The 13,157-nt window shown below is 58.5% G+C and carries 7 protein-coding genes; all 7 read right to left on the bottom strand.

The window, feature by feature from the left end:
• Nucleotides 1-11: 11 nt before the first annotated feature.
• Nucleotides 12-308: a methyltransferase domain-containing protein gene (locus tag CYD26_RS25880; RefSeq protein ID WP_371917207.1), complete on the bottom strand. Its 297-nt coding sequence runs from the start codon at nt 306-308 to the stop codon at nt 12-14.
• A gap of 64 nt (nt 309-372) precedes the next feature.
• Nucleotides 373-1,755 (bottom strand): bifunctional 2-polyprenyl-6-hydroxyphenol methylase/3-demethylubiquinol 3-O-methyltransferase UbiG, encoded by a 1,383-nt coding sequence (locus CYD26_RS25110; RefSeq protein ID WP_102052405.1) that lies wholly within the window; start codon nt 1,753-1,755, stop codon nt 373-375.
• 106 nt (nt 1,756-1,861) lie between these two features.
• Nucleotides 1,862-4,612 (bottom strand): glycosyltransferase, encoded by a 2,751-nt coding sequence (locus CYD26_RS08905; RefSeq protein ID WP_102052404.1) that lies wholly within the window; start codon nt 4,610-4,612, stop codon nt 1,862-1,864.
• Between the two features lie 58 nt (nt 4,613-4,670).
• Nucleotides 4,671-8,234, bottom strand: a complete 3,564-nt coding sequence (locus CYD26_RS08900) for a glycosyltransferase (protein WP_102052403.1) — start codon at nt 8,232-8,234, stop codon at nt 4,671-4,673.
• 79 nt (nt 8,235-8,313) lie between these two features.
• Nucleotides 8,314-9,888 (bottom strand): flagellar hook-associated protein 3, encoded by a 1,575-nt coding sequence (locus CYD26_RS08895; RefSeq protein WP_102052402.1) that lies wholly within the window; start codon nt 9,886-9,888, stop codon nt 8,314-8,316.
• A 13-nt stretch (nt 9,889-9,901) separates the two neighbouring features.
• A complete protein-coding gene (gene flgK / locus CYD26_RS08890; protein WP_102052401.1) occupies nt 9,902-11,938 on the bottom strand; it encodes a flagellar hook-associated protein FlgK in 2,037 nt (678 codons plus the stop codon).
• Between the two features lie 10 nt (nt 11,939-11,948).
• A complete protein-coding gene (gene flgJ, locus CYD26_RS08885) occupies nt 11,949-13,151 on the bottom strand; it encodes a flagellar assembly peptidoglycan hydrolase FlgJ (protein WP_102052400.1) in 1,203 nt (400 codons plus the stop codon).
• Nucleotides 13,152-13,157 lie beyond the last annotated feature (6 nt).

The raw sequence follows: 13,157 nt of genomic DNA, 5'->3' as shown, positions 1-13,157 counted from the left end.
TCCGTCAGGCTTTAGCACCCGCAAACATTCGTGAACGATAGCCAGAACATTTCCGAATGTTCAAGGCACGACGATGTAACGACAACATCGAGAGATTCACTCTCGAATGGAAGACGATACGGGTCAGTCAGTACAACATCGACCCCTTTACCGACGACGAAATCCACACCTATGTATTGCACCCCGGGTGGCGAGACCTCTCGAAGCGATCCGTTAACGTCTTGCGCGCCTATTTCCACGACAACCGTAGCACTTGAAGCCGAGGCTTTATCCAGGTAGGTATCGAAGAACAATTTGCCATTTTGCATTGCTGTAGGATGCATTTACTACCGACTTCCAATTTGAGTGGGATAAATATGTCGACGTCGGACTTCAACCGGCCACTGCCCTGAATACATACTGCAATGGCAGCGCGTCCTGGATAGCAACCTGCGGGTCTTTACCCGCCGATACAGCCATTGCGTGGATAGCTGGAAGAAATTTTTCGCGTTGCGGCTCGTCAAACACGCGCGGAACGCCTGCCTCGACCGTGAAGCCTGCTTTATCGAACATTTCCAGCATGGTGACCAGCGTGAACCAGCGGATATGCGTCCTGTCGAGCAGGCCTGAATCCTCATAGCGGAATTCACCCACACTCAGACGCGCCTGCACGCTCCAGTGCTGGGCATTCGGGATGCACGCCACAACACAGCTACCCGGAGCGCTTGCCTCGCGAATCGTCTGCAACAGTTGCCACGGATCGTACAAGTGCTCAAGTACATCACCAAAGACCCAGCAGTCAGCGGCTAGATCGCCAGCAAGCAGTTCAGCACTGGCGGTTTCGATGTTCATATCCAGAACCCGATCACAATGTTCACGCGCAAGCTGCGCATAATCGGGATCAATCTCTATTCCCGTGTAATGGACATCCGGGTTCAGCTTTTTGTACTCGCGTGCAAGCGCGCCCGAACTGCAGCCAACCTCCACCACCCGCCTTGCGTTCAATGGCATCAGCTTGAGCACGTCTGGATTATGAAACTGATGAACCGGAGTTTGCTTTTGCACACTAGCCTCCTGGGCTTTTTGATCGACTTGCTCGGCATACTTGCTTAGATAGCGACGATAGCCCTCGCGCCAGGCTGGGGTACCGAACGCCCCGCCGCTTTCATGGACGACACTTAATGGCCAGGTGCCCATGCTCAAGCCCTTCAATTCGGCCGAACGGCAGAAGTCCATGTCATAAAAGTGAAACTCGAACTGATCATCGAAGCGCACATCAGCTTGCAACAGGCGCTCACTGTCCGCAGCCAGCAACAACCCATCGAGCAACTTGCAAGGCTGCGGCACGGGTCCGAAATTCGAGACGCTACAAGGGAAACTACTGCCGTGCCCAACGACACCACTCAGGTAACACTTCTGATCCCAGGTGAACTTGTCATCGATGAACGCCCATGCGGGCTGACCTTCGATACGCCGTGTATTACCCGCAAGACCAACCACATCGAAGGATTCCACCGCTTCGCGGATCCGCTCGCTCCAGTGGAAGTCGCACAGATGCACATCGTCGTGAACGAACACAAGAATGGCCGGATCCACTTTTGCTGCGTCAATGGCGCGGTTGTACAGTGTCGAAAGGCCCTGTTTGTTCTCGGCAAACAACATGACATCTACAGGGTTGGCCGCAGCATGGATCTGCAAGGAACGGCCAAGGGCAGTCTGTGTCGAGAAATCCTGTTCAGATACACGCGTTCCACAAACAATTCGAATTGGTTTCATGTCGGCACTTAACGATTGATTTTTGACGAGTGCCCGGGACACCCGTCATTGCAGGATCCCGAGCAACCCATTACTGAGTGGGCTTCAACGTCTTATAAAGACACCTCTAGATTGAGGGTTCAGTCCTGACCTGAGCCAACCAATCCAGGCCAGCGCCAGGGCCTGACTGCACATCATATGCCCGCCCACAGAATGCCTGCGGCCAACGTTCGGCCAATGCCTGGGCAACGTCGGCATCCGGCGCCGACAGGCATTTGGCTTGCACTTGTGCCTGCGGCGTCCACACAACCATCAGACCCGCCTCCTGTGCTCGCAGGCACAGCTCGATATCCGCCCCCGGCTGCGCCTGCAAGCCACCGCATTGTTCGAACAGTGCCTTGCTCACCATCAGGCAATCACCAGAAACTGCCGCACAACCACGCACTGACAGCTGCCACTGATTACCCGTACCCAGCCAAGGTGCATGAACCTGCGGACCACTGAGCAGCCCGTAGCCGGCATGGACCAAGGTCGCGTCGACTCCATACAGAGCCCCCCCTACGACACCGACTTCCGGACGCTGGGCCTCGTTGAGCAGGCCTTCTAGCCACGCTGGAGTAATCACCTCCCCACGCCCGGAGAGCAACACCAGATACTCGCCCCGGGCTTGACTCGCCGCGAGGTTGAGCAAGTCGTTATGCGAGGCGCCGGGCTCGCCAGTCAGCAGCCGCACTCGGTTACCCAGCCCCTGACGCTCGGCCGATTCACTGGCGCCATTCTGGGCAGCGCAAGCGAGCACCACTTCGTAACGGGGGTAACGGGTGCGCTGCAACACACTGGTCAGGCACGCCTGCAAAGGTGCCAGCCCCTCTTCGCTGGCCACCAGGATGCTCACCAATGGCGTAGCACCATGGCGAAAATCAACTTGCAGTCCGGAGCCGTCACGATCACTGACCTGGCCAAGATAGCCCAGCTCTCTCAGGTGCCGCTCAAGAACCGCCCGGGCATCAGTGATCAGCGCCTCTGGCGCTTGTTCACCATGTACCAGGTAATCATCCAGGTGGGCCAGGCTGGCCAATCCTTGCGCCTCCACCAAGCGCAGCAACAGATCGAGCTCGATAGCCTGACGCTGGGCCTCACTGTAACCACCCAGGTCGAGTACAGCCTGGCGCCGTACCACCCAGTGACGAGACATCAATGCAGGCTGGCTACGCAGTAGATCCAGATCAGCGCCCGGGCGCACTACGCGCTGCAAACGACCTTGTTCATCGCGCTGCACTTCGTTGGCGCAAATGGCCTGGCATGCCGGGCTACTGCTCAGTTCCAGTGACAGATGCAGCAAACCGCCACTGATCACTTGCTCGCCGGCTTGCATCAGCAGCAGCCACTCACTCGGCAGCTGACGCACGGCTTGGTTCAGGTGGGCAACCCAGTTGCTTTCGGTAACCTGAATGAAGTGCAAGGTATCGCGTGGCGTGGTGATCGCCGGCGCCTTGCCTGCTTTAAGCACCAGCAGTTTGAAGTTGCGCAAGCCGCTGGCCAGCAGACTGTCGAAAGTGGCTTGCAACGCATTGTCATCGTTCGCCAGGTCCAGCACCACGAAGGCAATTCGGGCGGCGGGCGAGCGCGCCAAATGTGCCAATACCTGCTCACGCGCTACGTCATCCGGAGTCACTGCTGCAAGCTCTGCAAGCACCTGGCCAGAGTTCGTTGCGGCCAGGCCCTGGTGAGGATCAAGCAGCGGGATCTGAGATAGACGCTGGAGCCAGCCGTTCATCTCAGTGACAATCGCCGCATCACTATCAGAGGCGAAGGAAGCGGCCAGCCGCTGACAGACTTCACGATTGAACAGGCCCAACGCCAATGCCTGCCAATAACGTTCTTGAAGGCTCTCAGGGGTATCGTTGGGGTGGATCTGCAACAAGTCACGCTGACGAACCCAGCCACCTTCCAAGGCGTGGTACTGCTGCTGGCCAGCCGGCCAGGCATGGCAGAGGAACTCCAGCGTGGTCAAGCAATCGAACAGCGCACCGTTATAGTACGGCAGCTCGACGAATTGACGTGGTTCGAACACTCGCTCCGGGCCATCGACTACCGACTTCCAGGAGGAGGTAAACAGCAATGGCGTTTCGAGCATGGCATATGTACTGCGGACAAAACGGTTGAGCAGCGCAAAGCCTGCCTCACCGGTGCACAAGCCCGGCCCGGCAGCATCCCACTGCAGCATCGTGCGCACAGCCTGGGTCAGGCGCTCCTCACGACTGGCCATGGGTAGCGCGCAAGGCGCGTACTCACACAGCACATCCGTTTGGTTGAGCAGCTCAATTTCACCCTGGGCCAGCAGGGCATAAGACAACGCCAGACGCCAGCCAGCGAAATCCAGATCAGCTGGCAACGCTGCCAGCGCGGCCTGCAAGGCTGGCACCCGCAGCACGGCACGCCAGGCCGATTGAGCCGCCTGAGCATACTGCTGCAAACGTGCAGGGACGCCCTCCCCGGCCAGAGGAGCCAAAGCAGCGCCCACTTTGTGGTAGGCCACCTGACCATCACCTGCGGCATAGGCCAGGGCATAACCCTGCGCACCGATAGCCTGTGAAGGCAGCTGCAAATGGGCGGCAGCGTTATCCAGAGCGTTCGGCAAAAGGAAATCCGCATCCAGAGCCAGGGCCACCAAGGGCGTGGTCACCTGTTGCAGCGCCAGTGCCAACCGCTCACTGCACAACGCGCTGGTGCTGCTGGCCTGCAACGACTCCAACCCCAAACATGGCACAGCGGCCTGCTGGTAGAAGTGCTGCGTCCGTGCACGGTGATCGGCGTGTTCGTGTCCGAGCAGAAGGACCGTTACATCACTGCGCGACCCGGTTGCGATTGCATTCATAGAGCACCTGTTTCAATTGATAGGTTCAGCGTCCGGCCCTGCCGCCGAACGTCAGGATTCAGTCAGCCAGCCAGGCATTTGCCCAATGTTGCAGATGTCGTGCCGTAAGTACGTAATCACGCAGCACTACTTCGCGTAAGGCATCGCCTTGGCGGTAGCTGGCTTGCGGATCAGCCAGATGCATACGAATGGCTTGCAGCCACTGTTCGGCCGAGTTTTCCCGCACCCGGGTGCACGGCAGGTAGCCGGCATAGGCTTTGGTGTCGGTACAGATCACTGGAAAGCCGCACACGCCATATTCCAATAGACGCAGGTTGCTCTTGCAGTCGTTGAACAGGTTCTGTTCGAGTGGAGCCAGGGCCAGGTCGAGATTGAGGCTGGCGAGCTTCTGTGGATACTGGGCCAGCGGCACGCTTTTATGGAACTCTTTCACATAGGGGCGCAACATCTCCGGGCACATGCCAAAGAATACCCAGTCGACTTGATCCGCCAACGTCTTGACGACCTCGAACATCAGCTCCAGATCACCTCGGTGGCTGGTACCGCCAGCCCAGCCTACACGTGGCCTGACGCTAGTCTGACGCTCACTGGTAAGGCCGGTCCAAAGCGATGCGCAGAGCATATTGGGCACCACACGAATATCGTGATGCATATGCGACAACGCATCGGCCAGTGGCTCAGTGGAAACTACCAGACGGTCACACAGACCAACGGCCTGGTGAAGCAGCTCACCGATATCACTAGGCCAATTTCGGGCATGGTCGTTCTTCTTCGGTGGGGCAATGATGTAATCGTCTATTTCGAATATTCGCCGAGCATTGGAAAACTGTTTCAGCTGCGCTATCTGCTTGATGCTGTCGCTCGCATAGCGCAGCTGCAAGATCATCACATCCGGCTTTTCCCGCTCTGCCTCGACCAGCTTTGGCAAGCTGTAACCGATCTGCCCCTGGATCCAGCCTGCACGCTCCAATTCGGTGAAGGGCTGAATGACCCGGTAATGGCCTACCGCATTGGTACTCACTGGCAAGGCCAACACCGAAGGCATTGCCCGGGCAATGAAAGGGTCCCAACCACTACGCATACCCGGTTCAAGGTTGAAACTTCCGTTAGTCAGGCTCAGGTTTCGGTTGTAGGCAGGATCACAGGCAACACTGCTCAACCAACGCCGGTAGAACGCCTGCTGATCCGCCTCCTGAACATCGCCCTGTGAATCTGCTGCGGCCAGCCGAGCAACTCTGGAAAAAGGCGTCCAAACCACAAGATAACCGAGCTCGCGGGCGCGCAGGCACAAGTCGGCATCGAACCAGGTCTGCTGCAGCGCGTCGATGTCCAGCCCGTGCAACTCATGGAACAATTGGCGCCGTACCAACAGACAATCCAGGCTTAACGCACTCCAGTTCTGTACCAGGCACAGGCGATCCAGGTAACTGCTATCCGTTGCACAACCCAAAAAAGGATTCCCTGCCGGCCCTCTGAGCCCCAGCACCAGCGCGCCAGAAGCAACCGAACCATCACGGCCATACAGCTTTGGCCCGACCACTCCGACTTCCGGACGCTGGGCCTGGAACATCAGTTCATTCAACCATTGCCCATCGAACAGTGCGCAACCGGCATCGAGCAGCAACAGATAATCGCCACGAGCGTAGTCACTGGCCTGGTTCAAGCACTGCGCACGGCCTTGGCCGTGAACATGGATCACCCGCAACTGCTCACCGCCGAGCCCTTCCATCGCCGCCAGCCAGCCCTGTACCTCCCTTGGCTCATCACCACTGGCGATCAACAGCACTTCATACTGGCCATATCGGGTGTGCTCGAACAGTGACTCGACACAGCGCTGTAGTGTTGGCAAATCATCGCCGGCGTGGATCAGGATCGATACGCTCGCCGGCTGTTCATGGCGATAGCACACCCGGGTCATCAGGCTACCCGGAATACTGTCTACCTGTGCAGATACCCCCAGGCGCTGGAGGTGCGCACGCACCACAGGGGCGGCCTGGGCCTGAATGGACGGCTCAGACAGCCAGTCGGCATAGCTGTACTGACTCTGTACCAGCACTTCAGGAATATGCTCGACCACGTGCAGGCCACGCGCCTCGACCAAACGCCAGAGCAGATCCTGCGGGGCCAAACCGGCGAACTGTTCGTCGAATCCACCCACCGCGGAAAACGCCTCACACTTGAATGCCAGCTGGCGTCCCACATAAGGCACGCTGCGCATCAGATCGAGGTTGAAATCCGGTTTGAAGATGGGACTTGAAGCCACCCGTCCATCGTGCATCCCCTCGTCGCTGTACACACATAAACAGTCCGGGCGCAACGCCATACGCTCAGCCATGATGACCAATGCGTGGGGATGCAGGCGATCACCCGCCTGCAGCAGGAAAATCCAGTCGACCTGATCGTTGCAGGCCAAGAAAGCGTTGATCTGCTCGAACCCATCACCCTGGCGAACCTGATGCTGCACCCCGGCACCTGTCGATGACGACAAATCACCAGAACCGAGCAGCAGAATACGGCTGGCGGCATACGACTGTGATGTCAGGCTATCCAAGGTCGCCTGCAGGGCAATTTCATCTGCCTCATCACAGAACACCACTGGCATGATGCGCGGCCTGCAGGGCCATTGCTCGATTCGTTTTGGCAGAAGCTGTAACTGCCCCTCAGATAAACTGCGGCATTCCAGCCATTCGGCGTATAACTCGGCAAAGTCCAGGCTTTGCGTACCAACTTGTTGACCGAATGAAGCGATCTGTCTGGTCAGAAAGTTCCGCAGATCCAATTCTTGCCAGGCTTGCTCGGCATTGTCGCTATACACGTTCATCGGCACAAAACGCACATAGCCTTCAGCGGGCGCTTGTTCACTAGTGCGCGCGGCCAGCATGTGCAACAACCACTCACTCTCAACTGCAGCCGCCTCGGTCATTTTCACCTGATGGCTGAGCCTGCCCGCATGAATACGCTCAAGACTCAACACCTGACTCAGGCTGACGATATGACCGCGACGCAGCAAACATATATACAGGGCCATGTCCAAGCGCGCGACAAAGCCCTGCCCTTCCTGCACCAATGTCGCAAGGTACCCTTCTACCTGGGAGCGGCGAAACAGGGCATGGCTGATACCGCCGAAAATGTTGACCGTATTGTCGGCTACGCATGCCAGCAGGTCGGCACCATGGAGCACCGCACTGGTCGGCGAGATCAAGCAGTTGAGTACTCGAGAAGGAAGCAAAATGTCATCAGCATCGCAAAGCAGCCGCTGACCGAACACTATGCTGACATCTTCGTGTTCACACAGCACCTCTGCTTGGAGACTGATGCACTGGCTCGTCAAGGCATCATCGTCACAGAGGAACTTGATCAGCTCCCCGCAAGCGTGACTCAAACAAGCCGCCAGGTTCCGGGCAAAGCCGAGGCGCTCCGGGTTGCGCACATAGCGCAGCGGCACCAACGTCGTCTTGCCCAACTCATCACAAATCGCCCTGATCTGCCCATCCTTGCTGTCATCGCAAATGACGATTTCCAGGTTCGAATAATTCTGGGCTATTGCGCTAGCTAATGTGCTGCGAAAAAACTCAGCATTAAAAGCAGGAATGGCGATGCTGACGAGGGGTTGTTCGTTCACCGAAAGAACCTTGAAAAAGGCCCCATGCGCCAGCCAGTTGGAGGTAAGGCGCAGGGACCAATAATGCAGAGGAAGGGAATCAGAGCTGGTTGAACAGGCTCAGCGAGGATATCTTGGAAAACGCCAGCTGCGACGCTTGCAACATAGTCTGCTGCAGGTTCAGTCGAATCATCACCTCTGCCGGATCGGCATCACGGATCGAGCCCTGCGTCTGAGTGTTGGCAATCTTCAGGCTTTCGTTGGTCTCGGCCTGCACATCCAGCGCGGCACCCCGGGCACCAATCGAGCTGATGGATTCGGAGATCTTGTTAGCGCCGCTTTCCAGATTACCGATCGCCGAGTCAAGTGCGGCTTGATACTTTTGCTTGGATGCCAGATCGTTATCCACCGGCATTTCCAGCGCCTTGCGGAACTGCGAGATGGTGTCGAGGATGTTCTGAGTCTGGTGGGTATCAACTTTGACCGAGAACTGATCCCCGCCCTTTGGCGCATTTGGCGCTCCGGTAAAGTCAAACTCGACACCGGCAATGGTCGCCTTGTTACCCGTCAGGCTGCCAGTGGCAACAGGGCGGGCATCCGGCCCCATCGGCTGGGCATAGACTTCATAGGCGGTGTCGCTGGTAAACTTGATGATTGCACCACCGCCCGGAAACGCGTTGTTGTAAGCAGTAGAGTCAACGATGTTGGCGCCAGTGATCTGTGACGACGACGGGTTGCCCGGGCTGCGCGAGCCACTGATCGAGTCAGGCTTGGAGGCCAGACTGAAAGTATGGCCAGCGATGGCCGCGTCCGGATCGGTGCTGTCGCCGTTCTGGAAGTTGATGTCCAGGCGCATGTCGACACCCCGGAAACTGATACTGCCAGGCTTACTCGGATCGAAGGTGCCTCCTCCCGTTGCCTCCAGCGTGACATCGTTGTTATTGGCATCGATGATCTTGAATTCGGTGCTGCTGGTGAAACTGATGGTATAGGGTTCGCCGCTGCGGAAACGGTCGTTGTATACGGTACTGCCGGAGACCTGGCCTTCGGACAGGCGCACACGACCATCGTCCGGTGTTGGCGCGGTTAGCGAGGTCTGGCTGCGACTGGTGTTCAGCGCCTGCTCGAACGCATCGTAGCCGCTTTCATTGGTCGCCATGCTGAGCATGTCACCCACCTGCAGGCTCAGGTTGCTTTGGTCGCCCTGGTAGCTGTAGGTGCCATCGGCATTACGCACGTACGGCGGGGTATCGCCACGCGAGCCAGAGAAAATGTACTTGCCGTTCTCGTCACGACTGTTCATCAGGCTGAAGAGCTGCTCTTCGAGCTGGGCCAGTTCTTGCGCATTGGCTTTACGGTCAGCATCGGTAAAGCTGCCGTTGCCGGCACCGATAGCCAGTTCCTTTGCCCGCGCCAGCACGTTGGTGATGGAGTTCAGCGTCGACTCGGCGGTACCCAGGCTATTACGCACACTGGTGATGTTACCGTTGTACTGATCGAGCAGATTGCTCTGCTGTTGCAGTTGCAGCAAGCGCGCCGCGCCCACCGGATCATCGGCAGCCGTACGCACACGGATGTTGTCACTGGCCTGCTGCCCGGTCTTCACCAGATTGGAGAAGTTGTTCGAGTAGTTCGAGGCGCTGGTCTGGTAGAACTGGGAAGTAGAAATACGCACGGTCTACCACTCCTTAAAGGGAATTGATCAGTGTGGTGAAGATTTCCTGCGCCGCTTTGACGATCTGCGACGAGGCCGTGTAGTACTGCTGATACTTGATCAGGTTGCCGGCTTCTTCATCGAGCTGGACACCCGACAACGAATCGCGCGAGGCCTTGGCCGAGGTGTGCAGGGCCGTGGTCGAATCGACGTCCATCTGCGCCTGGGCGGTCTTGCCGCCGACGTTCTCTACCAGTTTGCCGTAGGCGTCGGTGAGGCTGATGCCCTTGCCGTTGGCGCCGACATCAACCGTCCCTTTGGTCTGCAGGTCGATTACTGCCAGGCCGTTGCGGTTGTTGTCCGAACCCGAGCCGGTCAGGGACACGGTGTAACTGTCACCCTCTTTCGGCGAACCGGACACTTCCATCTCGAAGGTGAAGGTCTTCTGGTTGCCATTGGCGTCATTGATCGGCGCACCGGTGGAGTCGACCATCGGCACCGACAACTGCAGTTTGTTGGCCTGGCCCGGGATGATGGTACCCGTGCTCAGGGTACCGCCCTGGGCGTCGAGCAGCTTGTAGGTCTGCGGGCTGGTCTTCTCATCACCGAACACCAGCTTCACAGGTGTCGAATACTTCAGGCCGTTCTGCAGATCCAGGCGCTGGGCCGGGTCGTAAATGTCCAGCGCCGACTTCAGGTCAGGCTGGCCGATGATGCCGGTGCCCTGGTTGCCCGAGCCGCTGGTAGCGGTCAGCGGCGAAGCCAGCGCCAGGCGCTTGGGATCGGTGAGGACGGTATCGAGGTTGCTGGCGCCATTGCGGGTCGGGCTGATCTTGAAGCTGTCACCGGCATTCATGCCACCGCTGTTGAGCTGGAGGCTGAAACCATCGATCACCGGTGCCGGATCGTCGTTGATGTCGAAGGTGCCCATGTCGGTACCTTCCGGCAGCTTCTTGACGCTGTAGCCGGTGGCGCTGGTGAACGTCACCTGGTAATCGCTGGTGCTCAGCTTGCCGGTGTCCTTGATGACCACATCGAGCATGCCGTTGCCGGTATTACCGGCCTTGGCAGTGCTGCGCTGGCTGATTAGTTCAGCGCTGTTGATATCATTGAACAGCGCAGCACCGAACTCACCGTTCTTGTCGATACCCTGGGCCAGCTGACGGTTGATCTGGTCAGCCATGACCATGGCCACGCGCCCCAGCTCGTTGAGCGACGGGTCCAGTACTTCACTGCGATAGCGCAGCAGGCCGCCGATCTCGCCGCCGTTGAGGCTGGAGGTGACGTCCATGACCGTAGAGCCACGGTTGAGCTGGATGTTGAGCCGGGTCGGGTCATTCGGGCTTGGTGAAGTCTGCAGGGAGTTGGCGGTATTGCCCATCACCAGCGGTTGACCGTTCTCCAGGTAGATATCCAGATTGCCGTCACGCTCGACCACTTGGGCACCGACCAGCTCGGTCAGCTGACGTACTGCCTCATTGCGCTGGTCGAGCAGGTCGTTCGGGGTGCCCTGCATCTGTGAGATCTGGTCGTTGTACTGGGCAATGGTTGCCGACAGTTTGTTGACCTGGTCAACCATCGACGACAGGTTGCCATTGAGGTTGCTGTTCTGTTCGTTGAGCTGATTGGCAATGGTGTTGAAACGCTTGCTCAGCGATTGCGCGCTGGTCAGCAGCAACTGGCGCGAGGCATCCTCGTTGGGCTTGGCGGAGGCGCTTTGCATGGCCGTGAAGAAACTCTGCAACGCACCGGTAATGCCCGTCTCGGGGCCGGAAAGCAGAGCGTCGATCGGTGCCACCTGACTAAGGTACGCCGCCGCATCGCTGCTCAGCGAGGTGGTAGTACGCAACTGGCTTTCCAGGTAGCTGTTGTAGACCCGGCGCACATCGGACAGGGTGGTGCCAGTGCCAATGAACACGTTGCCGTACTGCTGCGAGCCGTTGGCCCGCTGCACGTTCTGCTGGCGCGAATAACCAGCGACATCGGCGTTGGTAATGTTGTTACCCGTGGTGAACAGGCCCGACTGGCTGGCGCCGAGCCCCGACATTCCGATGTTGATCAAACTCGCCATGGTTCAAACCTTATAGTTGCGTAGTGGTGCCAATCGCTGCATAGCTTTCGTAGGATTTCATCTGCTTGGCGATCTGCGAGATCTTGCTTGCGTAATCCGGATCGGTTGCATAACCGGCCCGCTGCAGCTCGCGTACAAACTGTTCCGGTTTATCGGCAGCCTTGACCGCTTCTTTATAGCGAGCGTTGTTCTGCAACAAACTCACCAGGTCATGGAAGCTGTCCTGATAGGAATCGTAGGAACGGAACGCCGCCGTCTCCTTGACGAACTGACCATCGCGAAACTCGCTGGTGATCGCCCGCGCCTGTTCGCCCTGCCAGTTGCCGGTGGCCTTGATACCAAACAGGTTATGACTGCTGCGGCCATCGGCCTGACGCATGACCGACTTGCCCCAGCCGGTTTCCAGTGCGGCCTGCGCCACCAGGTAACGCGGATCGACGCCGATGCGCTTGGCGGCCTGTTCGGCCATCGGCAACATGGTGGCGACAAAGTCATCCGAAGAACTGAAGGCGCGCTTGGCCGGTGCCAACGGCGGCTGGGCCATGGCGCGACCGTAAATGCGCAGGTTGCCTGGCGCGGCAAAGGCTTGCGCCGGTTGCCAGTCACCTTTGACCACGGCGTCGCCAGCCAGGGTTGAACGCCCGGGAATCGGCGCCGCATTGGTAGTCGCTGGCACAGCACCAGCCGCTGGCACCAGCCCCGCCAACAAGCGATCGGTGAGCTTGCCCGGCAACGCCAGACGACGGGAATTGAGCGCCGCCACATCGTTGCGTGTGACCGCGGTTTCCTGTGGCCGCTCAGGCACGCCAACCGCCGTCGCGCCCAGTGGCCGCGCCTGAATGTCGAAACGCGGGAACGGGCTGCTGTTGCTCGCCGAGGCAGCTTTCTGCTTGGACAGCTGACGCATCAGCACCTCCTGCAGACCGATACCGCCGCCTTCGCGGGACATGCTCACCGCCAGCTGCTGGTCGTACATCTGCTGGTACTGCTTGGTGGTTTCGGTGTTGAGCGGATTGTCCTTGGCCAGTACATCGCTGGCCGAACGCATCGACTTGAGCATCTCGTTGAGAAACAGCGATTCGAATTCCTGGGCCACTTTGCGCAGGTTGGCGTCGCTGTCGCGGTCGCCGACCTTCAACGAACTGAGTCGATTGAGGTCGGTATAGGCACCGCTGTCAGCCGTGTTGGCTATCGGGTTTTTCGGCATATCCATGCGCCA

The organism is Pseudomonas sp. FFUP_PS_473 (genome assembly GCF_002858665.1).
Classification (GTDB): domain Bacteria; phylum Pseudomonadota; class Gammaproteobacteria; order Pseudomonadales; family Pseudomonadaceae; genus Aquipseudomonas; species Aquipseudomonas defluvii.
The sequence above is the reverse complement of the archived record's forward strand: the minus strand, read 5'-3'. Positions and strand labels throughout refer to the sequence as shown.